The sequence below is a fragment of the Mesorhizobium sp. B2-3-5 genome (genome assembly GCF_006442395.1).
Lineage (GTDB): Bacteria > Pseudomonadota > Alphaproteobacteria > Rhizobiales > Rhizobiaceae > Mesorhizobium.
The window spans coordinates 238,256-263,510 of record NZ_VFVX01000005.1; the positions used below are offsets into that span (position 1 = coordinate 238,256).

The 25,255-nt window shown below is 62.2% G+C and carries 24 protein-coding genes and 1 riboswitch; of the genes, 19 read left to right on the plus strand and 5 right to left on the minus strand.

Annotation, left to right across the window (positions count from 1 at the left end):
• The 4 genes from FJ958_RS31550 to FJ958_RS09090 all read left to right on the plus strand — a co-directional run bounded on the left by FJ958_RS31550 (position 1) and on the right by FJ958_RS09090 (position 6,952).
• The gene (locus FJ958_RS31550) at positions 1 to 2,532 is read left to right on the plus strand and encodes a hypothetical protein (RefSeq protein WP_181176338.1); all 2,532 of its coding nucleotides are present in this window, start codon (positions 1 to 3) and stop codon (positions 2,530 to 2,532) included.
• A gap of 56 nt (positions 2,533 to 2,588) precedes the next feature.
• Positions 2,589 to 2,963, plus strand: coding sequence for a hypothetical protein (locus FJ958_RS09080; RefSeq protein WP_246679558.1), 375 nt, complete (start codon positions 2,589 to 2,591; stop codon positions 2,961 to 2,963).
• Positions 2,964 to 3,045: 82 nt separating this feature from the next.
• Entirely contained in the window at positions 3,046 to 3,666 is a 621-nt protein-coding gene (locus FJ958_RS09085; protein WP_140741677.1) for a T6SS immunity protein Tdi1 domain-containing protein, read from the plus strand.
• Between the two features lie 745 nt (positions 3,667 to 4,411).
• Positions 4,412 to 6,952, plus strand: coding sequence for a hypothetical protein (locus tag FJ958_RS09090; RefSeq protein ID WP_140741679.1), 2,541 nt, complete (start codon positions 4,412 to 4,414; stop codon positions 6,950 to 6,952).
• On the opposite strand, the gene FJ958_RS09095 is transcribed toward FJ958_RS09090, so the two are convergent.
• The gene (locus tag FJ958_RS09095) at positions 6,924 to 8,054 is read right to left on the minus strand and encodes an acyltransferase (protein WP_181176339.1); all 1,131 of its coding nucleotides are present in this window, start codon (positions 8,052 to 8,054) and stop codon (positions 6,924 to 6,926) included. The two genes, FJ958_RS09090 and FJ958_RS09095, sit on opposite strands and share 29 nt — an antisense overlap.
• Before the next feature lie 270 nt (positions 8,055 to 8,324).
• Between FJ958_RS09095 and FJ958_RS09100 the strand changes: the two genes are divergently transcribed.
• From FJ958_RS09100 to FJ958_RS09125, 6 genes are all read left to right on the plus strand, one after another.
• Positions 8,325 to 9,077, plus strand: a complete 753-nt coding sequence (locus tag FJ958_RS09100) for a glycosyl hydrolase 108 family protein (protein ID WP_246679559.1) — start codon at positions 8,325 to 8,327, stop codon at positions 9,075 to 9,077.
• A 2-nt stretch (positions 9,078 to 9,079) separates the two neighbouring features.
• Positions 9,080 to 9,280 (plus strand): hypothetical protein, encoded by a 201-nt coding sequence (locus FJ958_RS09105; protein ID WP_140741683.1) that lies wholly within the window; start codon positions 9,080 to 9,082, stop codon positions 9,278 to 9,280.
• Entirely contained in the window at positions 9,277 to 9,516 is a 240-nt protein-coding gene (locus FJ958_RS09110) for an ABC transporter permease (RefSeq protein ID WP_140741685.1), read from the plus strand. The genes FJ958_RS09105 and FJ958_RS09110 overlap by 4 nt, the downstream gene beginning before the upstream one ends.
• A complete protein-coding gene (locus FJ958_RS09115) occupies positions 9,501 to 9,695 on the plus strand; it encodes a hypothetical protein (RefSeq protein WP_140741687.1) in 195 nt (64 codons plus the stop codon). The genes FJ958_RS09110 and FJ958_RS09115 overlap by 16 nt, the downstream gene beginning before the upstream one ends.
• 103 nt (positions 9,696 to 9,798) lie before the next feature.
• Positions 9,799 to 10,116: a hypothetical protein gene (locus FJ958_RS09120; RefSeq protein WP_140741805.1), complete on the plus strand. Its 318-nt coding sequence runs from the start codon at positions 9,799 to 9,801 to the stop codon at positions 10,114 to 10,116.
• Between the two features lie 170 nt (positions 10,117 to 10,286).
• A complete protein-coding gene (locus FJ958_RS09125) occupies positions 10,287 to 10,757 on the plus strand; it encodes a GNAT family N-acetyltransferase (RefSeq protein WP_140741689.1) in 471 nt (156 codons plus the stop codon).
• 163 nt (positions 10,758 to 10,920) lie between these two features.
• On the opposite strand, the gene FJ958_RS09130 is transcribed toward FJ958_RS09125, so the two are convergent.
• Positions 10,921 to 11,628, minus strand: a complete 708-nt coding sequence (locus FJ958_RS09130; RefSeq protein WP_140741691.1) for a hypothetical protein — start codon at positions 11,626 to 11,628, stop codon at positions 10,921 to 10,923.
• 196 nt (positions 11,629 to 11,824) lie between these two features.
• Here FJ958_RS09130 and FJ958_RS09135 point away from each other — a divergent pair, with 196 nt between their 5' ends.
• Positions 11,825 to 13,339, plus strand: coding sequence for a glycosyltransferase family 39 protein (locus FJ958_RS09135; RefSeq protein ID WP_140741693.1), 1,515 nt, complete (start codon positions 11,825 to 11,827; stop codon positions 13,337 to 13,339).
• Between the two features lie 160 nt (positions 13,340 to 13,499).
• Positions 13,500 to 14,018, plus strand: coding sequence for a peptide-methionine (S)-S-oxide reductase MsrA (gene msrA / locus FJ958_RS09140; RefSeq protein WP_140741695.1), 519 nt, complete (start codon positions 13,500 to 13,502; stop codon positions 14,016 to 14,018).
• Positions 14,019 to 14,188: 170 nt separating this feature from the next.
• Here msrA and FJ958_RS09145 read toward each other — a convergent pair whose 3' ends face one another.
• Complete coding sequence (locus tag FJ958_RS09145) at positions 14,189 to 14,497, minus strand: hypothetical protein (protein ID WP_140741697.1); 309 nt, start codon at positions 14,495 to 14,497, stop codon at positions 14,189 to 14,191.
• Positions 14,498 to 14,674: 177 nt separating this feature from the next.
• A riboswitch (TPP riboswitch) is annotated at positions 14,675 to 14,788 on the plus strand.
• Here FJ958_RS09145 and FJ958_RS09150 point away from each other — a divergent pair.
• The 4 genes from FJ958_RS09150 to FJ958_RS09165 all read left to right on the plus strand — a co-directional run bounded on the left by FJ958_RS09150 (position 14,779) and on the right by FJ958_RS09165 (position 18,299).
• Positions 14,779 to 15,387 carry a YkoF family thiamine/hydroxymethylpyrimidine-binding protein gene (locus tag FJ958_RS09150; protein WP_140741699.1) on the plus strand — a complete coding sequence of 203 codons (609 nt, stop codon included), beginning with the start codon at positions 14,779 to 14,781 and terminating at the stop codon, positions 15,385 to 15,387. Its footprint overlaps the riboswitch before it by 10 nt.
• Before the next feature lie 354 nt (positions 15,388 to 15,741).
• Positions 15,742 to 16,485 (plus strand): ABC transporter permease, encoded by a 744-nt coding sequence (locus FJ958_RS09155; RefSeq protein ID WP_246676974.1) that lies wholly within the window; start codon positions 15,742 to 15,744, stop codon positions 16,483 to 16,485.
• Positions 16,482 to 17,246 carry an ABC transporter ATP-binding protein gene (locus tag FJ958_RS09160; RefSeq protein ID WP_140741701.1) on the plus strand — a complete coding sequence of 255 codons (765 nt, stop codon included), beginning with the start codon at positions 16,482 to 16,484 and terminating at the stop codon, positions 17,244 to 17,246. The genes FJ958_RS09155 and FJ958_RS09160 overlap by 4 nt, the downstream gene beginning before the upstream one ends.
• Positions 17,247 to 17,273: 27 nt before the next feature.
• Positions 17,274 to 18,299, plus strand: coding sequence for an ABC transporter substrate-binding protein (locus tag FJ958_RS09165; RefSeq protein WP_140741703.1), 1,026 nt, complete (start codon positions 17,274 to 17,276; stop codon positions 18,297 to 18,299).
• Between the two features lie 52 nt (positions 18,300 to 18,351).
• Here FJ958_RS09165 and FJ958_RS09170 read toward each other — a convergent pair whose 3' ends face one another.
• Together FJ958_RS09170 and FJ958_RS09175 are read right to left on the minus strand one after the other, a co-directional pair.
• Entirely contained in the window at positions 18,352 to 19,116 is a 765-nt protein-coding gene (locus FJ958_RS09170; protein WP_246679560.1) for a hypothetical protein, read from the minus strand.
• A 21-nt stretch (positions 19,117 to 19,137) separates the two neighbouring features.
• On the minus strand, positions 19,138 to 22,593 hold the full coding sequence (locus FJ958_RS09175) for a tetratricopeptide repeat protein (RefSeq protein WP_140741705.1): 3,456 nt from the start codon (positions 22,591 to 22,593) through the stop codon (positions 19,138 to 19,140).
• A gap of 252 nt (positions 22,594 to 22,845) precedes the next feature.
• On the opposite strand from FJ958_RS09175, the gene FJ958_RS09180 reads away from it, so the two are divergent.
• The 3 genes from FJ958_RS09180 to FJ958_RS09190 all read left to right on the plus strand — a co-directional run bounded on the left by FJ958_RS09180 (position 22,846) and on the right by FJ958_RS09190 (position 25,253).
• A complete protein-coding gene (locus FJ958_RS09180; RefSeq protein WP_246679561.1) occupies positions 22,846 to 23,526 on the plus strand; it encodes an isoprenylcysteine carboxylmethyltransferase family protein in 681 nt (226 codons plus the stop codon).
• 424 nt (positions 23,527 to 23,950) lie between these two features.
• On the plus strand, positions 23,951 to 24,115 hold the full coding sequence (locus FJ958_RS09185) for a DUF3309 family protein (protein WP_140741709.1): 165 nt from the start codon (positions 23,951 to 23,953) through the stop codon (positions 24,113 to 24,115).
• A 412-nt stretch (positions 24,116 to 24,527) separates the two neighbouring features.
• Entirely contained in the window at positions 24,528 to 25,253 is a 726-nt protein-coding gene (locus tag FJ958_RS09190) for a GntR family transcriptional regulator (protein ID WP_140741711.1), read from the plus strand.
• Positions 25,254 to 25,255: the final 2 nt, after the last annotated feature.

Here is a 25,255-nt window from a genome sequence, read left to right on the forward strand (position 1 = left end):
ATGGTGCACATCATTCCGCTCTCCGTCGGCCAGCGCCGACTCGATACCGGCAACGCGCCGCAATACCCCCAGGGCTCGCCGGTCGGCGCCGCCATGCAGGGTTTTGGCGACGGCCTTTCCGCTCTCGCCGAGCACCACCGGCAGATGACGGAGCGGCAGGAGGCGTTCGACGCCGAACTGGCGCGGCGCCGGTTCAACGGCCAGATCGCGCAGGCGGAAGAAGAGGTGACGGCCAACGCGCCGGCCGACGGCGCCGGCCTGCACGACGCCATGTATGGCCAGGTCGATCCGCGCACCGGCCGCGTGGTGAAGACAGGCCTGTTCGACACGCTGTTCGATGCCGTCTTGCCCAACATACCCAAGAGCCAGCGAGCCAACTTTGCCAAACAGAAGGAAGCGCTGCGCGAGGCCGGCTCTGACCGCATGGCGCAGCGGCAGCTTCAGCGGCGCGACGATTATGAGTTGGCCGAGTGGGCCAAGGTCGACGCCATGTCCACCAGCGCCATCGCAAAAAGCGACCCGAACGAAACTGCAAACTTCGAGGCGATCCGGCGGAGCGGGTCCGCCCTGATCGCCAAGATCGGCAACCCGCTTGCCCGGCAAGCGGCGGAAGCCGCCTGGCGCACCAACACGGCCAAGGCGCTGATCCAGGCGATCATCGCCCAGGATCCGAAGCGGGCCGTCGAGATGCTGGGCGCGGCACAGGCTGGAAGCCGGACGAAGGACGATACGGCAGAGGTGATTGGTGGTCAGCAGGCAAGTGCCACAAGTTCTGCTGCGTCAAAAGGCGACCGCCTCGGCAAGCCTACGCCAGACGAGCGAGTGGCGCAGGCTTTCCGAGACGACATTCCGCCTGAAGACTGGCCGGCTTTGGCGCGGCAAGCCCAGGCTGCCGACGCCGCCCAGCAAGTCGAAATGCGCACCAGCATCGGCCTGGCCGAGCAAAACGCCCCGGCCGCCATCAGGGACACTGGAATCTATTCCGGCCCTACACCGACCCCCGAGCAGTTCGTCGCTCTCTATGGCGCCACCGAAGGCGTCAGGCGCTTCCAGGGCTTCAATCGGGCGATCGATGTCAGTCGGCAATTCTACGACATGCGCTGGATGTCGAACGAGACCATCCGAGCCAGGGTCAGAGATTCTGCCCCAAGGGGGGACAGCACGAACCCGGAGGAAGACAAGGCACGTCATGATGCCATCGCCACTGCCGCCGATCTGACATTCAAGGTCAGGCAAGGCGATCCCGGGGGCTATGTCCGCAAGACGTTCGCGCACCTCGATGCGGCTTGGAACAATCTGTCGAAGCCGGAAGACTATCAGGCGGCAATCATCGGCTCGATCGCCGCCCAGCAGCAATTGGGTTTCGAGACCGTTCAGCCGTTGCCTAGTTCCGTGGCTGGAGGCCTTGTCGGGAAACTCAAAGACAAGACCTGGCCGCAGCAAGGCGAGGACGTAGAGCTACGCAACGTGTTCGCGGCACTACCGAATCAAGCAGCGCACAAGGCGGTGCTTGCCCATCTGATTCAAACGGGCGCGCCGCACGCAGATAGCGACATCGCGAACAGCTCATTTAGGGCTGCAGTTGTTGACCCGATGGGCCTGCTCGACTTGGCGAACACCGTCGAGCCCGGGCAATCGGGAGCAAAGGCAGAACTTACCAGCTACATCCCGACCGGTCAGGAGTGGCTTGGAGGATTGATCGCCGGCGATAGCGAACGCGGAAGTTTGCGGCGTTTCCTTGCGCAAAAGCTCGTGGGCTCCGATGGGCTCGGCGAAGACGGAATTTCTGTAGCCGATTTCACCCCATTAGGCGCGTCGTTCGCACTGGAAAAAGCTGCGAATTCGGCGCTGGATGGCAACTACGGCCAAGCACTGCTTAATGCTGCGGGAGCGTTTCCTGCCGATAGGTTGGCGGCCGCTGCCCTGCAACGCGCGGGGAAGATTGCCAAACCCTGGGCAGAGAGCCTCTCCATATTTTCGAAACGCCCATCCGAGCTTGTCGAAGGGGGCGACGCTCTTGTTCGAGGAGTCGACACTGAAACTCTTCGGTTTCAGCAAGCCATCGCTCGGTCGACATCGCCACAAGCTCCGCGCCGTAGGACGCAACGCGGTGAGATATCGGAAAGCGCTGTTGAAACTGCGTTACTGGCCTCGTTACTTGCTAGGGACCCCTCCGCAATTAAGTATGCCGGCGCCAAGGTTGGATGGTCCAAATCGAAAAATTATCGGAAAACATTCTCTGACGCGAATCCTACACTAGATATAAGTGATTATGTGGTCCATCATAGTGTGGAGCAAGGTGTTCTTCAAAAATATCCCGGACTTTTCACGGATGAGGAGATGCATTCAGTCGAAAATCTTCGCGGTATCCGTAAAGAATTCGACGCGAAGTTGCATCAGAAAGTCATTCGATCTGAGTGGAACGAATTCTATAAAGCGCACGTGACGGCAACCCGCCAGCAAGTGCTTGACTACGCAACCCAGCTAGACAAGAAGTATGGGCATCTGTTCGACCCGCCAATAGGTGAATGATGAGATATTATGAAGTTAAGCCTGACGTCGCCGGCGGACTGGGCGAGGGCACTATCATGGACACCAGCGTCCACCCTCCTGTCGTAAGCAAGCTTATTTATCGAGTTGAGGGGTGGTTCGGCGACGCGCTTGTTACCTCTTTTCCTTGTTTCCTCGTTGTCGAAGAAGCCAAACGGGGGTTGCTTGCTATCGGCGTCACTGGCGCCACGTTCGCTCATGCGGAAATTACCACATCAGAGGAGTTTCACGAGCTGCAGCCCGACGTTAAGCTCCCTCTGTTCGTCTGGCTCAAAGTAGACGGTAGAGCAGGTCACGACGATTTCGGTATCAACCAAAAGCTAAATCTCGTGATCTCGGAGCGTGCCTTCGATGTGCTCGATGAGCTGGGTCTCCCTTCCGCATCCATCAAACGGGTCGACGATGGAGGATAGCGAAATTGAGCTTTGCGGGACGTCGCCTGCCTGGTGAGCTAACTTGGTGAATGACGCCGTTCCGGACCGATTGGAGACCGCAATGTTTGAGACATTCCGAAAAAACTTTCCGGCGGACAGCAAGGTGACGGCCGATGCAGGCACTTTTTCTCTCGATACGAAAGTGCCTGGATTGAACGAACTGTTTGCAGATTTCGGCGGCGCGTCGTTCCGGCATGGCTTGTACAGGATAATCCGAGCGCAAGACGTGGCACGATGGAACGAGAGGGTCTGCCTGGGCTTTCCCGGGTTCACTGGACGGATAACCTGCTTTGGCTACGATTGGCAGGGCTCTGCGTTTGCACTCGACTCTCAGAGACTCGAGCAAGGACAGCCTGGAGTGGTTCTGTTTGAGCCAGGTACAGCCGAAGCGCTTGAAATTCCCAACAATATCGTGACTTTCCATGACGTATTGGTGGTGGAAAATCCTGACGCAGCGCTGTCTGCCAACATATATTTGGAGGATTGGCTGGCGGCCGGCGGTGCGCAACCTGGCTATGACCAGTGCATTGGCTATAAGAGGCCACTTTTCCTCGGTGGGGAAGACGACATCTCGAACCAGGAACTGTCGGATTTGGAAGTTTATTGGCACATAATGGGGCAGGTCATAGCCAAGGTAAAGGGACTTCCGCCCGGGGCTTCGGTAAACCTTAGGGGTGGCTGATATGGTCCCTTAAGGGCTAACTCGAACATGTGGCGAGTTCCTCGCGGGGCGCTGGAAGAACGTTGGGTCAGGATCCGCCGCAATTTAATGCGGGCGCTGCCGAGCGCTGCCCTGGAGCCCATCTTTGGCTTGCTCTGAACCAAGGAGCGCTGCCGATATAGCTGAGAGTGAATAGTGTTTCCTCGCTGTCATCGGCCCTGATTGTGTAGAAAGCATTGGGATCGTCTCCGTCTTCGGGTCTCCAGGTGAAGTCTTTGAGGATTTCCGGGTCCACCGCAACATATAAGAGCGCATCGGACCATAGATGAATCGATGCTCGCCTTCCTTCGTCAGGATCTCCGCCGCCATGGCTGGCTGCAAGTGATCGCGTTCCATCGTGAAGTAGGCGTAGCCGAACCCATGTCGCATGACGGTTACGACTGCCCCGGACTCAAGTGATTTGAAGAGCACACCTTTGGGGCAGATCTCCGCCTGATCCAGGCCGTCCGACCGAGCCGGACCAAATGGCAACGTGAACAACATCATCACGGCGAGAATGAGCGACCTCAACGACGCCCCTATGGTTGTGGGTCGATCAAACTACCTCGATATGGTTGTAGTCGAAACCATCCAAGCGTCCAACGAAAATTCAACAATTCGGCCATGAACGCGCTCGTTCCATTTTAACAAATTGCCGGCGCGCGCCGCCTTACCCAGAACTTTCCAAGCCTCGCTTTCGCGAGGCTTTTTTCATGGAGATTGCCTTATGGCCCGACCTGCAACTGCCGCCGTTCGCCTGTTGACCGGCGAACGCGAACCCGTGCGCCTGGCGACCACGGCCAACATCGACGTCGACGCCGGCGGCCTACTGGTGATCGATGGCGTGCAAACCGCCGTCGGAGATCGCATCTTGGTCAAGGACCAGGCCGATGGGTCAGAAAACGGTATCCGCACGGTGTCGGAGGGGCAGTGGTTCCGCGCTGCTGATGCGCGGTCAGCGCGCACCGTGCAGAAGGGCACCACCGTTCACGTCCAGGAAGGAACGGCCAACGCTGGGAAGACCTTCGTTTTCAACACGCTGGACCCGGTGATCGGCGACACGCCTATCTCGATTGTCTTCTACTTCTCCGATACCGCTGTGACCGACGCGCAGACTGCCGCCACATCTGCCGGGGCCAGCGCCACAGCGGCGGCAGGATCGGCGAGCGCCGCCTCTGCGAGCGCGACCAATGCCGCAACGTCGGCGACCAACGCCGGCAACTCCGCAACGGCGGCGGCCGGAAGCGCATCGGCCGCGTCCACCAGCGCGACCAGTGCCGGCAATAGCGCCACGGCAGCGGCCGGTTCCGCCACGGCGGCTTCGACATCCGCCACCAACGCCGGGAACTCGGCGACGGCGGCGGCCGGGTCGGCCAGCGCGGCGGCGGCCTCGGCGTCCAGCATCAATCTTCCGTCGCCTGCAGCTAACACTCTTTTGGTGCGCAATGCCGGCAACACGGTATATGACGCCAAGCGCTTCGCTGATGTTCGGGACCTGCTCGATGTAGTCCCCTACGTCACAACGCGCGCCGCCATGAAGGCGCTCGATACGACAAAAGACACATGGGCGCTATTCGACGGCAGCCTATGGGCTTTTTTCTCCGGTGACTATTCCGCGCGCATCGCCGCCGACACCCAGGAAGGCATCTACGTCAAGGCGACGGCTGTCCTTGCTACGGCTGGCGCCTGGGTTCGCGGCTTCACGGGTCCGCTGCAGGCGAAGTGGTTCGGTCAGGTGGCCGATGGCGTGACTGAAGACCAAACGGCCATCAATGCGGCAATCTCCGTGGCCAACTTCCTCGGCGGCGGCGAAGTCAAACTGGCGCCTGGAACGTCGATTATCGGCAACGGAGGGACAAGCAGCGGCAATACCTACGGCATCCTGCTGAAAAGCAACGTGAAGCTCTCCGGCCATGGCATGTACGTGTCGAAGCTGAAGACCAAGGATGCCAATACCGGCGTTCTCGTGACCACGAGTTTTGCGGCAGCTTCATCGAATATCTCGGTTGCCGACTTTGGGCTGGACGGGAACCAGGCTGCGATCGTCACCCAGGCCTTGGGTATGAACCTGTGGTTCTACAACTGCTCCGGAGTTAGCATAAACAACATCCACAGCGTACAATCGGTCGTATGGTCCGTGCGGCTCCAGTTGGTGACCACTTTCAGCATCCAGAACCTTGAGGTTTATAACCCTGCCATCCGCAGCGCAACCGACGCTCTGCATATAGCGGATAGCTCGTTCGGAACACTTTCGGACCTGCGACTGAACTGTGGCGGCGATGACGTTTTTGTAATTCAGTCCGACACCGCAGATTCGCACGACATCACCGTCACCGGCTTAGCAGTGGTGGGAAACATTGGCTCGGTCTCCGGCGTTGGCGTCGCCCTATTCAATTCAGGCGCGAGCAACCGCGCGATGTACAATATTTCGATTGACGCGGTGACAGCGGCCTGCAAGGGCGCTGGTCTGGGTATTAACACCAGGTCAACGGGCACGCTGGACGTCTACAACGTCAAGGCCAGAGTGATCGACAAGGGCAGCAAATACGCTGCCTCCTTGAGTGTTGTTGGCACCATTCATCAGTGTGATTTTTCAGTAATCAGCCGGGATGCTGGCACCCAGCCATTCGGCACTACGGCCGATGGGACGCACATCATAAAGGACAACCGGCTTTATCTGGAAGTTTACAATCCGCCGGACGCTTCCGTTGCATGCACGCTGCAAGGCACGACGTGGGATGCGGTTGTTCACGTCGACTACAATCCCCTTGCGAACAAAGCGAGCCAGCTTTTCGGCATCGACATGTGGGCAGATCATTCATACGTCCGCTGCAATCTGAAGGGCGCCGGCACCAATCTCAACGTCAGGTCCGGAGGGTCCTCGAACACCTTCGACATCATCGCCATGAGTGGCGCCGTCACCAGGGATATCAACAACCTGGCAGGCGCAGTCGGCAACAGCTTCATTGGCGGATCGGTCACCGGGACGGTCACTGACGCGGACGGCTCGGCTCGGTTCTACGGTTCCCGACAGTTCGAAGGCTATGGCACTCAAAGCGTGACCACAGATGCCAGCGGCAACGCCAACATCGCGCACGGGCTCTCAGGGACTCCGCATAGCGTTTCGGTCAACCTGCTTGGTGATCTGGCGCAATCGGTCGACGTCCAGTCGGTGAGTTCGACCAATATTCAGGTCCGGCTGAAGAACCCGGCGACAAACGCCGACGTCGCCGCGACGGTCAGTGTGCTTTGGCGGGCGAGCCTGTAGGAACGGGGCGGGCGCGCTCGGCTGCGCCCCAACGCATGCCTGGCCGCTCGATATATCGATAGCTCGCAAGAGCAAGCGGAACCAACACGGCCAGCGTCGCCAGCAACGAGACAAGGAAGGGCACCAGCCCTTCGCTGCGAACGGTATAGATCGCGCGATAGACACCCCATCGATCGAAGATCGTGATGATGACCGGATGCCACAGGTAAAGGCTGAAGCTGGCATTGCCGAGGAGCTTCGCGGCAGGGTTCACGAACCATCTCACCGGATGCACGGAAACACCAACAACCGCGGCAGCCAAAGCCGCCGCCCAAACAGTCCTCACGCCCGGCCCGAGCGCGCCGAACAAAGCCGGGAAGCAGATCAAACAAATTATAGCCAGAAGACCGGCGCCAAGGAGAAGCGCGCCTGTCACCGGCGAGCGCCGGCGCAGAATAAGCCAGACGTAGTATCCGACAATTCCGGCAGCAAAATTGAACATGTGGGCCACGATCGACGACTGAGCAAATTGCGTCAGTTCCGGAGCGCCATGAAAAGCGAGCGTCCAATTGATCGAGACGAACACCGCGACCGCGAAGAAAAGCAGTGCGCGCGTCACGCCGGTGACGGCGAAAACCAGGACCGGCAGAACGGCATAGAACGCCATTTCCACCCCGATCGACCATGAAGCCGCGACGAAGCCGGTGACGTGCTGCGGTATGAGATTGAAGATGAAAAGCCCGGAGCTGATGAACTGAGACAGTGGGATTGTCGTCCCCCACATAAGCCAGCAAAACGGGATATAGAACAGCATCACGAAGTAGAAAAGCGGGGCGATTCGGCGAAAGCGGCGCACGTAGTAATCCCGCAATTCAAGACGGGACCCGAGGCCGCCGGCGTAGCCGACAAACAGGCCGAACGCGCTGACAATGTAAAACAACGGCACGCCATAGCCGAAGTTCATGGGAATGAAGTTCAGATAGGCAGGCAATGGCAGCTTCGGCAAAGCTATCAAATGCACGAGCACGATCGCCAGAGCTGCATAACAACGCATCGCCAGGAGGCCCGGCAACTCGATACGCGCAGTGGTCTGGGTCTGCTTCCCGGCAACTTCTACGTTCATGCCGCAGTCCATTAGCGTTCCGCCGCAGTCGGCGCAAGCTCAGGTCAACCGCCAGACCGAAACCACTTCGTCCGCCCGCTGACGAACTGCGTCACCCGGATCCATTCCCCTGACGGTGGCTCCCGGCCAAGCCCAACCTTGACCGGCCCGAGCGTTGCTGCCGCTTCGTCAAATGTCTCTGCCTGAACTTCGGTGCGCTTCACGGCCACGCGGTCGCGCACCTGCTCAAACTTTGAAATTCCCCATTCCCCGAGAATAGAAGGAATCCCCATGGACCGCAATTTCGCGCGGGCGCTTGCGCTCGTCTTGAAATCCGAGGGTGGCTGGTCGGACAATCCGGCCGATCCGGGTGGCGCCACCATGAAGGGGGTGACGCTGGCGAATTTTCGGCGCTATGTGAAGGCCGACGCCACCAAGGCTGATCTGAAGAAGATCAGCGATGCCCAGGTCGCCACGGTGTATCGGCGGTTCTACTGGGACGCGGTGCTCGGCGCGGAACTGCCCGACGGCATAGACTATGCCGTCTTCGATTTCGCCGTGAACAGCGGGCCGGGCAGGGCGACCAAATACCTGCAGGCGACCACAGGCGTCTCCCAGGACGGGCGCATCGGTCCGGCCACGGTTGGCGCGGCCAGGGCAAGGCCGGCCGGCGTCGTCATCCACCAACTCTGCGATGCGCGGCTGGCGTTTCTCCAGCGATTGCCGACATGGGCTACATTCGGGCGCGGCTGGTCCGATCGCGTCAGGTCGGTGCGGGCCCAGGCCCTGCTGATGTCGGCTCCCGCGACAGTGCCCGCACTGGCGCAGCCCGCAGAGCCCGCGCCCGCGCCTGGACCGGTCCGGCAGCCGCCTCGAGTTGAAGTGCCCTCCGGTGACCCGCCCGCGGTCGGACCGGCATCGGCGCCGCCGCACCGCCCCGGGATTCCGGTTGCCGTCAAGGCAGGCGGAGCTATCGCCGGCTTCCTGCTGCTCGCCTATGCCGCCTGGCACCACATTGCCGTCGCCCTGCAAGGGATTTTCTGATCATGGCAGCAGTCACCCAACCGACCACCCGTCCGACCAACAAGCTGACGGCCGCGACCATCGCCGCCGCGGCCGTTTCGGTTTCCGGCGTCTTCGTGCGCAACATCTGGCCATCCTGGTATGATGCCGAGACCTGGGCCACGCTTCTGCCGATCGCGGTCTTTGCCGTCGGCTATCTGGTCAAGGACGCACCGAACCAATGAGCGCGCTCCTGGCTTTTCTGCTCGGCAATCCAACCATTCTGGGCATCGGTGCCGCCATCCTCGCGGCATTCGGCTGGGGTGTTCGCCAGCGGCTGGCCGGCGAACGCAGCGAGCGCGCCCGGCAGGCAGCAGCCGAGGCTGCGGCACGCGAGATCGCCGACCAGGTCCAGAACGATATCGGCGCGCTGCCGGCCGCCACCGCGCGAAAGGAGCTCAAATCATGGGCAAGGGATTGATGCTGGTGCCGGTCCTGGCCGTGATGGCCGGCTGCACAACCGTCAAGGTGGGGTTCTGCGCGGTATCCAGCCCGCTGCGCCTGTCGGCATCCACGGTCGATGCGCTGTCGGACGCCGAGGTCAGGGCGCTGCTGGCGCACAACCGCAAGGGCGAGAAACTGTGCGGGTGGAAGCCATGACGGTCGTGGCACTTCCCCTGGATACAGCCATGCTGCTCGGCGGGCTGGCCTTTTTTCGGCGCCGGATGGCCTTCGGCTTCCTCATCGCGAGGGCGATGAAATGATGCATGATTTCTTCGACCTGCTCGGCATCAAGGGACCGGTCGTCGCCGCCGGTCTTGCCGGCGGCGTGCTGCGCGCGCTGTCACGGCATCGGTACAAGCTGCGCGAGATGGTGGCGTCCCCCATTTGCGGCGCGCTCGCCGCCGCCTATCTCACGCTGCCCGTGGTCCAGTATTCCCGCGCCACGGGCCTGCCGCTGGCCAATGATGACACGACCACGCTGGCGGCGGCTTTTCTTATCGGCGTCTGCGCCATGTGGATATCTGATATTTTGTTCGAGGTGATCGTGCGGAAATTCAGGCCAGCCCCGGAGGAATAGCCCCGGTTCTGCCAGCGTCGATAACCGTGTCTGACGGCCCGGTCGATTGAAGCCCGCCTCGGTTCGCCGGGGCGGGCCTTTTTGCGTTTGTGGCTCCTGATCGGCCGCTGCTATATCCCCGCGCAACGCTGCCGAACTGGCAGTGGCATTGATCCAGAACAGGCCCGCGAATGCACATCGAACGATATGACGGGAATCGCGACGCGTTGCTGCCGCTGTTTGCCCTTGCCGACGATTCACCCACGCAAGTCGCAAGCTATATCGAAGAGGGCGAGGTGGTGGTCGCTCGCGCGGGCGACGAGATCGTCGGCCATGCGCTGATCATCGATACAGGCGATGCCGCCACCTTCGAGCTCAAGAGCATTGCGATCACCCAGGCGCGGCAGGGCGAAGGGCTGGGCCGGGCCCTTGTCGCGGCGACAATCACCTACTGCCGCGAGCGCGGTGGCAGGCACCTGATTGTGTCAACGGCAACCGCCGATATCGGCAATCTGCGATTTTATCAGCGCCTGGGCTTTCGGATGGCCAGTATAGTCAAGGACGCCTTTGGGCCGGCCACCGGCTATCCCGAAGGCTTGCTCATAGATGGCATTCCGCTGCGCGACCAGGTGGTCTTCGAACTTGATCTGGGCACCGATTGAGGCAGTGGATGGTTGCCAACCATCAGCGTGCCATTCCCACTTCCAACTATCAAGACAACCAAAATAGCCCGCTCCGGCTCGCGGGCGGGCTATTTTGTGTTCTGCGCCTAGATCGCGTCGCGTTTGAACGCCCAAAGCCGTGGCCAGCTTTGGGCGAGATGCATCAGGCGAGAATATTGACGGCGCGGGCCGCGACCAGCGCGATCGTCAGCAGCGAGATCGTCGCCTCCGCCATCATCAGCAGCTTGGCGCGTTGCGAGAGCGGCAAGGTGTCGGTCGGCGAAAACGCCGTCGCATTAGTGAAGGCCAGGAAGAAATAGTCGACGAAGCCCGGCAGCCAGTCGCGGATCTCGCGGTCGCTCAGGGCCATTTGCGGGAACAGGAAATCGGAATGCGCGCGTGCGACGAGGCCGCAGGTCGGCGGCCCGCCGCGGTCGGTGCTCCAGAACCACAAGGCAAAGACGATGACATTTGTGACCCAGATGTTGAGCGCATCGACCAACAGCGTCTGGCCGCTGGAGCCGGCATGGCCCGCCAGCAGCGCGCGCACCAGGAACACCAGCGAACCGCAATTCATGACGCTGACGACGCCGGTCATCACCAGGGCCGTCCTGCGGATCATGACGCGAAACCGGCCGACCAGATACCAGTGCTCCTCCTCGACCGCCTTCTGGGTGGCGACCTGCGTCCAGGCAGTGGCCACCGACAGGGGCACCAGCAGGGCAGCTTCCAGGGCCGGCGCCAGCCAGCGCGGGCCGAAGGAAAGATCGTTGATGACCAGAAGCTGCAGGCAGATGATGACAAGCACCGCGGCACGCGCCAGCCAGAAGTCGAGCGCGCGGTGGTGGATGATGGCATGCTGGTGACGCATCGAGTGTCCGGGAGGTTCAGAGGGGATCGGGTGCGCGGGCTGTTTGCTCGGGGAGGCGGTGTTACGCCGAAATTCCTGCTCAATCTTGGTGTCGCAATGGCACGCAGCTATACTTTTTTGTAAGCTTTGATGTTAGGGCTGTTCGGCAAACTGGGCGATGTGGTTTAAGCGCCGCATGGTGGGAATTGATGACTCCATGGATCGTTGGGTGCCGGCAGGACTGCCCGGCACAGGCCTGGACCCGTCATCGGTCTGGCGTGGCCTGCTTCGTCATCCCTGGTATTTGCTGACGCTTTTGTGCCTGGCGCAGATCCTGTGCTGGACGGTGGTGCCATCGCTGGTCGATCCCGCGCCGCCTGGCGACGTCGTGGAAGGCTTCATGTGGGGCCGCGAATGGGTGCTTTTGACCTATAAGCATCCGCAACTGCCCGCCTGGCTGCTCGAGACCAGCCACCTTCTGACCGGATCGTTCCGCTGGCCGCAATATCTGCTTGCCCAGCTGACGATCTCCACGACTTTCGTCCTGGTCTATCTGCTGGCCCGCGACATGCTGGGGCGAAACCGTGCGCTGGCTGCAGTCTTGCTGATGCCGTCGGTCTATTTCTTCGGCTGGCCAACCCCGCAATTCAATCATGACTACGCGCAGATGCCGTTCTGGGCGGCCATCTGCTGGCTGCTCTGGCGCGCCGGCCGCGGCGGCGGGCCGGGCTGGTGGCTGGCGCTCGGACTGGTGTCGGGCGTCGGGCTCTATGCCAAGTTCTCCACCGGCCTGCTGCTTGCCTTCGGCGCACTCTGGCTGTTGTCCGACGCACGCGCGCGCAGCCGATTGGCGACGCCTTGGCCATGGCTTGGCCTTGCCGTTTTTCTCGCCGTGGCCGCGCCGCTGGCCGTCGAGCTTTATCGCGTCGATTTCTTGCCGCTGACCTATTTCGCCGACCGCGACGCGTGGGTGACCGAACACCGTGCGCGCCTCTACTATATCGGTGTCCAACTGGCCGGGCTCTCCGGTTTCCTCCTGGTGCTGGCCATATCAGGGCTGCTGCGGCGCACGCCAGCTCCGCAAGAGCCCGTCGAGAGCGGTAAGCTCGCCTATCTCGTGTGGATGGGGCTTGGGCCGGCGATGCTGATCATGGTCGCCTCGTTGTTCACCGGCACCGGCGAATCCTGGGGGGCGCCGATGTACAATCTCATTGGCGTCGTGGTGCTCGCTTTCCTTGGCCATCGGCTTGGCGCTGTCCAGATGCGAAGGCTGGCGATCTGCGCCTTCACCTGCATCGTCACCATGTCAGGCGCCTATGCGGCCGTTCGCTGGACGGATTGCAACATAAGGGGGCGCATGGACGCTGTCTGCTGGCCCGCGCAGCCGATCTCGGACGAGGCGGAGGCGATCTGGCACGCAGCGGCACCTGGCCGGCTCGACATTGTCGGCGGCGATACCAATCTGGCCATGCTGGCCGGCCTCAACGCGTATGACAAGCCCTCGATCTTCACTGACCTGAATATGAAGTTCGCGCCCTGGATCACAAGCCAGCGGCTGCATGACCACGGCATGCTGATGGTCTGGTCGGGTCGCGGCGTACCGTTGCCGCTGCGGGCATGGCTGGACAACATCCCGGTCAAGACCGTTCTTTTCAACTGGTCGCGCGGGGCGCCGCCAATAGCCATCAACTTTGCTGTCATTCCGCCCGGCACGCGGTATCCGCGCGGCTGAAGCCTGTCGTCCGGTTCCCACTGGCCGAGGCCGCCGCCCATTCCCAGGCGACTGGACGAAACGGGCGGCAATGCCCATTTATGGGGCAACTCAATTTTCTTTGCGCAATTCCTGACGGGAAACCGTCAAACAGCTGGAATTGCTTTTTGGGAGACGAAACATGGCGACTTCGAGCGAACGAGCGGTACTTGCCGGCGGCTGCTTCTGGGGCATGCAGGATCTGATCCGGCGCTTTCCGGGTGTCCTTTCCACCCGGGTTGGCTACAGCGGCGGCGATGTGCCGAACGCCACCTATCGCAATCATGGTACCCACGCCGAGGCGATCGAGATCAATTTCGATCCGGCCAGGATCAGCTACCGCACGCTGCTGGAATTCTTCTTCCAGATCCACGATCCGACGACGCGCAACCGGCAGGGCAACGATGTCGGGATGAGCTACCGTTCGGCGATCTACTATACCAGCGACGAGCAGAAGCGCGTCGCTGAAGACACCATCGCCGACGTCAATGCTTCTGGTCTGTGGCCCGGCAAGGTCGTCACCGAAGTCGCGCCGGCCGGTGCCTTCTGGGAGGCCGAACCCGAGCATCAGGACTATCTGGAGAAGTATCCCAACGGCTATACCTGCCATTTCGTCAGGCCCGGCTGGAGGCTGCCGGTTCGCGAAAAGGCAGCGTCCTAACGTTTCGGCACAAAGCATCGAACCTTGTTGCGTCCAGAAGGACGCTTCGGCCGATACCTGGCGAAATCCCTGATGCGGTGCGAATCCCTTTCGGGAGCGTTGGGAGCGATATCGAACGGAGAAAGCCGCCAGGCGTCCGCCCGGCGGCTTTCTCCGTTTTTGGCAATGATTTACTTGCCGCAGTTCTTGTCGTTCAAGGTCGGCGCCGTGGCGTTGCCATTGGCATCGGACTGCGCACCTTGCGGGTTGGTCGGGCAATTCTGGTCCGCATTGGAGTCGAATCCGCCCGGCGCGATGGTCGTGCTGTTGGTCATTGCCGGATCGAGCGCATCAGGCGAAGCTGGCGTACTCGGTTCTACAGTGACCGACTTGCCGCTGCCGCCAGAGCCATCGTTGCCGCTCGCGCTATTGCTTTGCGCCATCGCGGAACTGGCAAGAGCGACAGTGAGCGCCGAAGCTGCGAGGATTTTCATGAACATGGCTGGTCTCCATTGAACTCGTCGCGTAGCGACTGGCGGGACAATCTCTCGACCAGGTGAAGGTTCCCGGAAAATTTCTCGCCGGCGCAGCCAGCTGCCACTGCTCCGGCGCAACGCTTTTGGCGTAGCGCGCTGAAAAAAACCGCTTCCCCAATCGATCGAATGGTGCTTTAACGCGCTCATCCACAGGGGTGCTCCGTACGGTCGGGGCTGAGACGGGGGCGGCAAGCCCACAGACCCTAGAAGCTGATCTGGGTAATACCAGCGGAGCGAGGCGGGCAATGTTTTCAGGCGCACAGATTTCCCTATATCCCATGGCCGACGATTTCGTCGGCGTCATCCTGGGCGCGCTCGGCGCGCTCGATCCCTACCGGGACAGGCTGCGGATCGAGACCGACGACATCGCGACGCTGCTGGTCGGGCCGCCCGAAGTGCTGTTCCCGGCCATGCGCGACCTGTTCGTGGCGGCCGCGAGGAGCGGCAAGCATTGCGTGCTGTCGGCCGCCGTCTCGCGCGGCTGCCCCGGCGAGCCGGACGACCCGATCTGCCGCTCCGACGAGGTCGGCGGCCCGACAATCCCGCTCGACGAGCGCAAGCTGGCCGCGATCCGCGCCGTGCAGTCGACACTTTCGACCGACCAGCCGGCGGCCGCCCAATTCTCGCTCTATGTGATGGGCGCCGGCGACCACATGGACGAGATCCATGGCTGCATCGACTTCCTGAAGCAGTCGGGCGTCTTCGAACGCTCAAAGCATTTCTGCACCAAACTGCGCGGCGATGCCGGCGCGATCTTCGCCACGCTCAACGAAGCCTTCTGCCGCTTCGGTCCGGGCGCCGGCCACGTGACCCTCGACATCACCATTTCGGCCAACAGCCCGACCGCGGGTTGAGCGGCGGCTGGCGCCGTCGAGGATATTGTCGTGGTTGGTTCGTTTGATCCGCCTGGGGAAAGCGTCCCTACCCCCATCCGCCTCCCACAGGGGGCAGCGAAGCCCTTGGTGATTGGCGAAGGCGGCGGTGACGGCCTATCTCCCCCCTTGTGGGGGAGATGCCTGGCAAGGCAGAGGGGGGCGCTGTCCCGCCGACCCATCAGGTGGTTACGCTCAGCACCTTCAGCACAAGTTTCGAAGGTTGGCGATCCTTCGCGCCCCCCTCTGGCCTGCCGGCCATCTCCCCCACAAGGGGGGAGATCAGCCTTCACGCGAGCTCTCGCCAAGGCCGCCCCCGCGGCCCTCGCTTTCGCCCTGCTGCTTGCCGCCTGGGAACTCTGCGCCCGCTTCGGCGGCGTCGCGCCCGTGCTGCCGGCGCCGTCGCGCGTGCTGGCGCAGGCCTGGGAAAATCGCGCAGCGCTGGCCGACAACACGCTGCCCACCATCCGCGCCACGCTGGCCGGCTTTGCCTGCTCGGTCGTCGCCGCCTTCGTGCTTTCGGCGCTGGTCGATTTCCTGCCGAGGCTGCGCCGCGCGCTGTTCCCGATCCTGATCGCCAGCCAGACCTTGCCGCTGGTGGCGATCGCGCCGCTGGTGGTGCTGTGGTTCGGCTTCGGGCTGCTGCCAAAGATTCTGCTCGTCGCGCTGGTCACCTTCTTCCCGATGATGGTGGCGCTGGTCGAAGGTTATGTGTCGACCAGCAAAGAGATTGCCCAGATGCTCGCCGCCATGGGGGCGGGGCGATGGCGCATTTTCTGGCTGGCTCGCCTGCCTTCGGCGCTGCCCTATTTCTTTGCCGGCCTGCGCATTTCCATCACCTATGCCGTGGTCGGCGCGATCTTCGCCGAATATGCCGGCGCGGCGAAGGGGCTGGGCATCTACATGCTGAGCGCCAAGAACAATTTCCGGCCCGACCTGGTGCTCGCCGCGGTCGCCGTCAGTTCGGCGCTGACGCTTGCCTTGTTCGGTCTGGCGGTGCTCGTTCAGCGCCTTGCCATGCCGTGGGAAAGGGCTGGGCGCGATGCAAAGCCGGAGCCGACAGAGGAGGAACGGCCATGACCCGGCTGGAACTCCGCGACGTGCGCAAGAACTTCGGCACGCTCGAGGTGCTCTCCGGCATCTCGATGACCGTGGACGATGGCGAGTTCGTCTCTATCCTCGGGCCATCCGGCGCCGGCAAGTCGACGCTCCTCCAGTTGCTGACCGGTGCGATTGCGGGCGAGGGCGAGATGCGTTTCGACGGCGCGCCGCTCGACGATCACGGCCGACATTTCGCTTTCATGCCGCAGCGCGACGCGCTGATGCCGTGGCGGCGCGTCATCGACAACGCCGCGCTTGGACTGGAAGTGCAGGGCGTGAGGCGCCGGGCAGCGCGCGAGCGGGTCGCGCCCCTGTTCGCCGAGTTCGGCCTTGCCGGCTTCGAGCGCGCCTGGCCGGCCGAACTGTCCGGCGGCATGCGCCAGCGCGCCGCCTTGCTGCGCACCGTGGTGCAGCGGCGCGACATGCTTCTGCTCGACGAGCCTTTCGGCGCGCTCGACGCGCTCACCCGCACGGCCATGCAGCGCTGGCTGGAGAAGATGTGGGCGAGCCACCGCTGGACGGCGCTGCTCATCACCCATGACGTGCGCGAGGCGGTGCTTCTGTCCGACCGCATCTATGTGCTGTCGGCGCGGCCCGCGCGTGTCGTTGCCGAAGTGGCCGTGCCGCTACCGCGCCCGCGCACCGAAAGTGCAGCGCTCGCCCGCGAGGCGGCGGCAATCGAGGCCAGCATCCTCGACACGCTGCTTGGGGCAGGCCGAACCGAATTCCCGATCGTTTGATGGCCCGATTGTTTGATGGAGAGAAAAATGACTGAACTCAACCGCCGCCAGGCGCTGCTCCTGGCTTTGGCCGCCGGCCTGCCGCTGGCTCCGCTCGCCGGGGCCGCACGCGCCAGGGCGGAAGCGCAAAAAATCACCGTCGCGCTCGACTGGACTGTCAACACCAACCACATCGGCCTGTTCGTCGCTCGCGACAAGGGTTTCTACCGCGATGCCGGGCTCGATGTCGAAATCCTGCCCTATGGCGATACCGGCTCGGGCACGCTGGTCGCCAACCGCGTCGCCGATTTCGGAATTTCCGGCGCGCTCGGCCTGTTCACGCAGAAGAGCGCGGGCGCGGATCTCAAGGCGGTCTATGCCGTCGTCCAGTCGGAGACCGGCCGCGTCGTCTTCAACGCCGACCGCGCCGCGATCAAAAGCCCGAAGGATCTCGACGGCCTGACCTATGGCGGTTTCGGCAGCGCCTGGGAGAACGCGCTGATCTCGACCATCATCCGCCATGACGGCGGCAAGGGCGATTTCAAGACGGTGACGCTCGGCACCTCGGCTTATGACGCGCTGGCGAGCAGCGCCGTGGATTTCACGCTGGAAGTCTCGACCTGGGAAGGCGTGGAGGCTGGGCTCAAGGGCCTGAAGCAGCGCAGCTTCCGCTACGCTGACCACGGCGTGCCGGACGAGCACACCACCTTCATCGCTTCCAGCAATGCGTTCCTGTCGGCTAATCCAAAGCCGGCCGCCGCCTTCGTCCAGGCGACACGGCTCGGCTACGAGTTCGCCGTCGACCAGCCGCAGGAGGCCGGCGACCTCTTGATTGCCGCGAACAAGGATACGCTCACCAATCCGGCTTTGATTCACGCCTCGCTGAAGGCGCTGAACGACGGTCATTTCCTGAAGAGTGCCGCCGGCGCTATCGGCACCATCGACAAGGCCAAGGTCGAGGCGATGGGCGGATATTTGTTCTCGTCGGGAATACTGCTCGATGGCAATGGCAAGGCGTTGAAGAAAAAGCCGGATTTCGAGGGGTATTTCACCAACGAGTTTGTGGGCGCCTGAGCGAAGGAACGCGGCGTCCGGTCAAGGCACGTCAGCCGCCGCGCCTAGTTCTTCACGATGGCGTAGAGCAGGGCGGTTTGATGTGCCACCCAGGCTCGCCTTGCAGCGACAGGGCGGCGGCGTAAAATTTCGCGACGGCGGGGCAGAGACCCTCAAAGTCCTGGTCTACGTTCGCGATGGCGTCCATCTCGACCGGCGCACCGCCGCTTCTGATGAAGGCGTCGGCGACCAGCGACCAGTCCTGATCGCTGGGCACGGCCGCGGGCAAACCGCTTCTTTTGGCTGCGCCGAAGGCGTTGAACAGCGTGGCACCGATCTTGTCCAGGTGAGCCAGGAAATCGTGGCCGGGCGCGCTGATCGCGTCCGGCCCATTGCGCAGGTAATTGTTGCACGTGGCAGGCGTTTCTCGTGCCATGACATGATTGAGCATGTCGAGCTGCGCGGAAAGCGCTTGCGAGACCTCGCTGTCCGGCGCTGAAGTCAGGAGCGGTGTATATCTTTGCCTCAGATCGGCGACCGCCTGTCTGCTGACATTGCGCACTTCTGTTCCACTTCCGGTCTGGGCCGCGGCAGTGATCTTGCGCAGCATCGCATCGTAATCGTCCGGAAATTCCCGGGCGATCGCCTTGAATATCTGGAGGCCCTGCTTCCGGATCTCGGCATCGACGTCGGCGGTGGTCATCGGCTGGGGCGGCCTCGCCACCGTCTCGTGGTGATACCTGCCGCCGGCGGAGCCGAACAGAGGTGGCAGAAATTTCACCTCAAAGAAACTCAACGGGACGACCGCCGCCACTTGCAACCATTTCCACCGCGACATCCGCCGGCCTCCCAATCTTGTTCACTTCGCCCCGAGGCTCAGCGCCTTCTTGCGGTCAGCCTTGGCTCGTTTGTGGTTGCCCTTGGCTTCCCATGCCCGGCTTCGCGCCTCATAGAGCCCGTCGAAGTTCGGATTGAGCTTGATGCCTTTGCTTAGGTCGGCAATGGCGCCTTCATAATCTCCCCGGCTGTTCCGGATGACGCCTCGGCCAAAGTAGCCGTAGAGGTTGTTGGGATCGAGGCTGAGAGCCTTTTGGAAGTCGCTGTAGGCGTCGGCGTCGTCGCGCTGGCCCATTCGAACGAGGCCGCGATCGGCATAGATCTTCGCTTCGGTCGGAGCGAGGCTGATGGCCTTGTCGAAATCTGGAAGAGCCCGTTCGTAGTCTTGCTTCATGGTGAAGCTCTGAGCGCGGCCGTAGTAGCTTGCGGCGTTATTCGGATCGAGGGCGATTGCCTGATTGTAGTCGTCGATGGAGCGATCGTAGTCGTGCTTGGCATATCGGGCCAAGGCGCGGCCGGAATAGGCGTCATGGAATGTTGGGGCGAGGGCAATCGCCTGGTCGAATTCGGTAATCGCGCCGTCATAGTCCCCCTTCTCATGCAGCGCGCGGCCTTTTTTGAAGAACGACAGGGCGCTTGCCTGATTGTCGGTTTGTGGGGCGCTGTCTTGATCGTGCGTCTCTTTGGCGGCCCCGTTGGCGAGCTTGTCGGAACGAGACGCTTTCTCCCTTGCCGCCAACGCCAGTTTTCGACCCTGACGAGCAAGGTCGTATTTGGGATCGAGCTTGATCGCCCGGTCCAAATCGGCAACGGCGCGGTCGAAGTCGCCCATGTAGTACCAGGCGCTGCCGCGTCCGAAATAATACGGAGCATGGTCCGGTTTCATCGCGATCGCGCGGTCAAGATCGGCGATGGCTTTTTCCGGCTCCCGCTTCTTCACCAGAGTAAGGGCGCGACCGTTGTAAGCTTCAGCATAGTCGGGATCGAGCTGGAGCGCCTGACTGAAGTCCGCCAATGCGCCGTCGTATTCGCCGTTCTGCAAACGTGCCAGGGCGCGCGCCGAATAGGTCGACGCCTCCTTTGGTGCGAGCGCCACGGCACGGCTGTATTCGGTGATGGCGCGAGCGTATTTGCGTTTCTTGTAGAAGGCGTCGCCGCTCTCCAACAGTGCTAAGACCGCACGCGGATCTGGGGCGGACTTCTCGTCGACCTCTACGCTTTGTCTGTTTGCCGCGACCGCCGCATCGCGCCCCTTGCGGGCATCGGCATCGCCCGGCTGCAGGCTTAGCGCCTTGTCGAAATCGGCAATTGCGCGGTCGTAGTCTTTTTTGTCGGCCCAGAGCATACCCCTGGAAACGTACGATGTCACATCCTGCGGCTTGATTGCCAGGGCTTGGGTATAGCCCTCTATCGCGCGATCTTTTTCGCCTTTGAGCGACAACGCCGCGGCGCGCACGGCCAGCAATTCGGGATCCTTGGGATTGAGTTCAACCGCCCGATTGTAATCCCTGAGAGCCTGGTCGAAATCGCCTTTGTCTCCCCAGGCCAGACCGCGGGCAAAGTGCGCGTCGGGTAGCGTCGGATCGATGGCGATCGCAACATTGAGGTCGGCAATCGCGCGGTCGTAGTCGCCCTTGGCTATCCACATTCCGGCGCGGCTCGAGAAACCGGCGGCGTTCGTTGGATCGAATTGAAGACCCTTGCTGTAGTCCGCAATGGCGTGGTTGGGGTCGTGCTTGCGACTCCAGGCCCAGCCGCGGCTGAAATACGCATCACCATATTGCGGGTTGAGTGCGAGCGCCCGTGTATGCTCGGCGATGGCACCGTCATAGTCGCCCTTGCTGGCCAGCGCGACGCCGCGACGGTAATGGGCAACCAAATTGTCCGGATCGAGCTTGATGGCCCGGCCGTATTCGGCGATCGCCCGGTCATAGTTGCGCTCTTTGGTCAGCCGGTCGGCATTCCTGATGACGTCAGCGACATCGGCAGGTTCGGCTGTGCCGCCGGCGGGCTCGGCAGCCTGTTCTTCCCGTGACGCCACCGCCGCCTTGCGGCTTACGGCGTAGTCGCCATTGTCCGGATCGAGCTTGAGTGCCTGGTCGAAATCGGCGATGGCGCCTTCATAATCTTTCTGGTCGGCCCACGCCATGCCCCGTCCGTAATAGCTGGCGTCATCTTTCGGATCGATCCGGATCGCCACCGAATAGGCAATGATTGCGGTTCCCGCTTCGCCTTTGGCATGCCAAGCCATGCCTTTGCAGTAAAATGCGTCGCGAGCCTGTGGATCGAGCGTGGCGGCGCGATCGCAATCGGCGAGAGCGCCATCGATGTCGCCAAACGTGACCTTTGCAAGGCCCCGGCGAAAAAGCGCCGCTGCAAAATTGGGGGCGAGTTCGATAACCCTGTCGTAGTCGGCGATGGCCTGCTGATAAGCGCGTTTGGCAGCCCAGGCCTTGCCACGGCCAAAATAGGCGAACCGGTTGTTTGGGTCGAGCGAGATCGCCTGGTTGTAGGCGCCTATCGCCTGATCGTACTTGCCCATGTCCAGAAAGGCATCGCCGCCAAGGGTCGCTTCCAGCGCGCGCGGGTCGGACGCCGCCAAGGCCCTAGCGGCAAGCGTGTCTTGCGTGGCCCTTAAATCAGGAACAATGGCTCGCGGTTTCGGCGTATCCGCCGGATTGGGCGGTTTGCTATCGGCCCCCGCATGCTGCTCGCCACAGCTTCCCGCACGCTTCGGGTCGAGCTCGATGGCGCGCCGGCAATCGGCCGCCGACCCGGCACCGTCTCCCTTGAGCGTCCTGGCGCGGCTGCGGCCGAAATAGGCGTCGGCGTCCTTCGGATCGATGCGGATCGCCTCGTCATATTCTGCTATGGCGCGTGTCAGATCACCCTTCCTGTCCCAGGCGGTGCCGAGTCCGGCATGGGCCTTGCCGTTCCGTGGATCGGCCTCGATCGCCTGTTGGAAATCGAGAATGGCAGCATCGGTGCTGCCTTTGCGCAGGAAAGCGGCGCCACGGCTGGAATAGGCATCGCTGGCCGACGGCTCCAGGCTGATGGCAATGTTGAAATCCGCGATGGCGCGGTCGTTGTCTCCCTTGTTGTACCAATCGGCTCCGCGGTTGAAGTATGCCGAAGCCTGCTTGTTATCGAGCGCAATCGCCTCGCTGTAATCGGCGATCGACCGATCGTAATCCTGCTTGTCGTCCCGGGCGACGGTCCGATAGATGTATGCGGTGGCGCGGATGCTCGGCGGCTCCGCGGTGTCCTCCGCAATCGCCGTGCAGGCGGTTATGCGCTTGTCCGGCTCGACACTCTCGCCAATGCAGGTTGCATAGTCCTTCTCTGACGCGAGGGCCGGTGCGTTCAGCGCAAGGATGACCGCAAGCCCAGCCAACTGCCGCCGGTTTGAGGAGGTCTTCGCCTGCACGAATGATATGATAGCGGCGGCGGCTAGCCCCGCGCCCTTCCAACTCGCCATTTCGGTGGTCCTCCCCCGAAAACCCCTTGGTCCGCTTCAGCGGTAATCCGCCTATTGTTCTTTATTTGTTCCGAAATGCAAGCATAAATTGCAACATGGCGGACACAATTTGCATTGTGGTTCCCGCAGCTCGCTTGCTGGTCGAGGGCATTGCGACCCGCTTATTGCCGATCTGATCTTGTCGGTTAACCGCCCGGCAATGGTTGCGTGCAAAGGTCGCCCCGAGGGATCATCGGGGTGTTTGCCTTGCTTATGTCAAAAAGTGAAGCGCTCTCGCGTGCCAACCGGGACGGGGTTTTGTCCGAGGCGCGCAAGCGCGAGACCCTGACCGACCTGCGCGAAGGCTTCTTTCGCACCTGTGCCCTGGCCTGCGCGGGACTGTTTGTCTATCGCGGCGTCCATCAACTCCTGGAGGATCCGACCCGGCTCAACACCGCGCTGGTTGCGATTTCCGAGATACTCACCTTCACCTGGCTGCTTTTGTCGCGACGTCCGGTGACGCGTGACTGGAATCCGCTTGCGGTCATCGTCTCCGTAACCGCAAGTTTTGGGGTAGCGTTGATCAGCCTTAAACCTGGCATGGCGCTTGTTCCGGTCTACATCGCCGCACCGCTGCAGTTGATCGCGTTGTTGTTTGTCATCTGGGGCAAGATATCGCTGGGCCGCTCCTTTGCCATCCTGCCTGCCAATCGCGGCGTGATGACGGGCGGCGCCTACAGGCTTGTGCGGCACCCGATCTATGCCGGCTACCTTGCCGGACACGTGCTCTACCTGCTGTCGGCCTTTTCCTTCCACAATCTCGCGGTCTATGCGGTCATCACCTACATGCAGCTGTATCGGATCCTGCGCGAGGAGGCCCTGCTGGTCGCCGAGCCGGAGTATCGCGCCTATATGGAACGTGTACGCTACAGGCTGTTCTACCGGATATTCTGAAGGGGTTAGCCGACCTGGTTGGGTCGGATTGGCCAACAGCGCTTCCCCGCCATGCCCGAAATGGATCGATTGGTCGCCTTCCAGCGACCGACACGCGGTTTTGGCGCTATCCGCGCCGCGAAGCCGTCGCCCGAGCTTTCAAGCGCACTCTCCTGGCCTCCGGCCGGTCGGAAAGCCCGCCGCTCCAGGCGGCCTTTCCGCGTCATTGGGTCTTCTCAGGTCGCCCCGAATGATCGCTCCTCGCCTTCGATCCGCAGCCTATCACAGCGCCAAGAGGGTGGAGCTAGCCATTTGCCGACGAACCCTTCTTGCTTGGCGATGCCTCGCGGGGGCGGAACGGTAAGGCCGCTCAAGCGTTCTCATCTTCGAACACCGCAGCAAGCGATGTCTAACCGGCGCACGAGCGCACACAGGAGCGGGAATCATGAGCTTAGGCACCATACTCATCATCCTTCTAGTCATTGCGTTACTTGGCGGCTTCAGTGGGCTCGGTGGCGGGCCGTTCTATGGAACCGGCTATTATGGCGGCGGTGGACTCGGGCTTCTGCTGCTGATCATCATCATCCTTGTCGTGCTCGGACGCATCTAAGGGCGCGATCCGTGGGTGATCGCGATTTCGTGATCGTATTGATATCGTTGCGCACCGGATTGTGATGAAAAAAGCCGGCTTGTGATCCTGTGTCACGCGAGATTCAGGTATGCTAGTGGCGGTCCACACCCCCGTGGAAACAAGAGGAGAGGGTCCCACCCCTTATCCTCCTCCAAGGCCCGCCCCGGCTTCCCGGAGCGGGCTTTCTTTTTCTCCGGACGACCATGTTGACGCCTTGCCGGCCTTGGGCGCCGCGGGATGCCCGAGCGTTGCCTGCTTGGCGGTGGCTGCCTGCCAGTCCGTGCTCTCGGCTTGCCTGCGTTATGCGGGGCATTCATCCCTTGCTCGTTGACAGAGCCGTCGCGTCAGCGTAGTGAACAGGATTATACAGGTTCACTGGACAGGTGCCCATATGAAGCGCGGTGCGATTCAGCTCTCTCCCGGCACGGGCAAGCCCGAGCAGATCGCCACCGTTCTGGAGCATGAAATCCGCTCGGGCGTGCTCGGCTTCGGCGATCGCCTGCAAAGCGAGAATGAACTGGTCCAGCGCTTCTCCGTCAGTCGCAACACGGTCCGCAAGGGCCTCGAGGAACTGTCGAGCCGTGGGCTGATCACCACCAAGGTCGGCATCGGCTCCTTCGTGACTTTCGACGGCAAGCCGGTCGACGACGCGATCGGCTGGTCGCGGGCGCTGGCCAATGCCGGCGCCAACGCCGAGACAAGGACGCTGCGGCTCGAGGTGATCGAAGATGCGGAGCTTGCCGCGCTGCTTGAGATCGAAAGCCCGTCCTTCATCGCCGTCGATCGTGTACGCACCAACGCCAGCGACGGTCATGCGATCTCGATCGAGCGCAGCCGACTGCCGCTGTCGCCGGAACTCGAAGACGTTCCGCTGCGCGGCCTGCGTGAGGGATCGCTGCACCAGACGCTGCGCGCCGCCGGACTCGTGCCCGATCATGGCGAGGAATGGATCGGGATCGAGATGCTGAATGCCGAGGACGCGGCCATCCTCGGCTGCCCTGAGGGCACGCCATTCCTGCGTGGTCGCAGGTTGACCCGCGCCGCTGATGACCGGCCGATCGAATATGTCACCAGTCTGCTCAACCCCGCGCATTTCGCGCTGCATATGAGGTTCTGAGC

Bases quoted from the DNA above. Each gene is read 5' to 3' on its own strand.
- FJ958_RS31550 (WP_181176338.1), top strand. From the start codon at position 1: ATGGTGCACATCATTCCGCTCTCCGTCGGCCAGCGCCGACTCGATACC.
- FJ958_RS09080 (WP_246679558.1), top strand. From the start codon at position 2,589: ATGGACACCAGCGTCCACCCTCCTGTCGTAAGCAAGCTTATTTATCGA.
- FJ958_RS09085 (WP_140741677.1), top strand. From the start codon at position 3,046: ATGTTTGAGACATTCCGAAAAAACTTTCCGGCGGACAGCAAGGTGACG.
- FJ958_RS09090 (WP_140741679.1), top strand. From the start codon at position 4,412: ATGGCCCGACCTGCAACTGCCGCCGTTCGCCTGTTGACCGGCGAACGC.
- FJ958_RS09095 (WP_181176339.1), bottom strand. From the start codon at position 8,054: ATGAACGTAGAAGTTGCCGGGAAGCAGACCCAGACCACTGCGCGTATC.
- FJ958_RS09100 (WP_246679559.1), top strand. From the start codon at position 8,325: ATGGACCGCAATTTCGCGCGGGCGCTTGCGCTCGTCTTGAAATCCGAG.
- FJ958_RS09105 (WP_140741683.1), top strand. From the start codon at position 9,080: ATGGCAGCAGTCACCCAACCGACCACCCGTCCGACCAACAAGCTGACG.
- FJ958_RS09110 (WP_140741685.1), top strand. From the start codon at position 9,277: ATGAGCGCGCTCCTGGCTTTTCTGCTCGGCAATCCAACCATTCTGGGC.
- FJ958_RS09115 (WP_140741687.1), top strand. From the start codon at position 9,501: ATGGGCAAGGGATTGATGCTGGTGCCGGTCCTGGCCGTGATGGCCGGC.
- FJ958_RS09120 (WP_140741805.1), top strand. From the start codon at position 9,799: ATGCATGATTTCTTCGACCTGCTCGGCATCAAGGGACCGGTCGTCGCC.
- FJ958_RS09125 (WP_140741689.1), top strand. From the start codon at position 10,287: ATGCACATCGAACGATATGACGGGAATCGCGACGCGTTGCTGCCGCTG.
- FJ958_RS09130 (WP_140741691.1), bottom strand. From the start codon at position 11,628: ATGCGTCACCAGCATGCCATCATCCACCACCGCGCGCTCGACTTCTGG.
- FJ958_RS09135 (WP_140741693.1), top strand. From the start codon at position 11,825: ATGGATCGTTGGGTGCCGGCAGGACTGCCCGGCACAGGCCTGGACCCG.
- msrA (WP_140741695.1), top strand. From the start codon at position 13,500: ATGGCGACTTCGAGCGAACGAGCGGTACTTGCCGGCGGCTGCTTCTGG.
- FJ958_RS09145 (WP_140741697.1), bottom strand. From the start codon at position 14,497: ATGTTCATGAAAATCCTCGCAGCTTCGGCGCTCACTGTCGCTCTTGCC.
- FJ958_RS09150 (WP_140741699.1), top strand. From the start codon at position 14,779: ATGTTTTCAGGCGCACAGATTTCCCTATATCCCATGGCCGACGATTTC.
- FJ958_RS09160 (WP_140741701.1), top strand. From the start codon at position 16,482: ATGACCCGGCTGGAACTCCGCGACGTGCGCAAGAACTTCGGCACGCTC.
- FJ958_RS09165 (WP_140741703.1), top strand. From the start codon at position 17,274: ATGACTGAACTCAACCGCCGCCAGGCGCTGCTCCTGGCTTTGGCCGCC.
- FJ958_RS09170 (WP_246679560.1), bottom strand. From the start codon at position 19,116: ATGTCGCGGTGGAAATGGTTGCAAGTGGCGGCGGTCGTCCCGTTGAGT.
- FJ958_RS09175 (WP_140741705.1), bottom strand. From the start codon at position 22,593: ATGGCGAGTTGGAAGGGCGCGGGGCTAGCCGCCGCCGCTATCATATCA.
- FJ958_RS09180 (WP_246679561.1), top strand. From the start codon at position 22,846: ATGTCAAAAAGTGAAGCGCTCTCGCGTGCCAACCGGGACGGGGTTTTG.
- FJ958_RS09185 (WP_140741709.1), top strand. From the start codon at position 23,951: ATGAGCTTAGGCACCATACTCATCATCCTTCTAGTCATTGCGTTACTT.
- FJ958_RS09190 (WP_140741711.1), top strand. From the start codon at position 24,528: ATGAAGCGCGGTGCGATTCAGCTCTCTCCCGGCACGGGCAAGCCCGAG.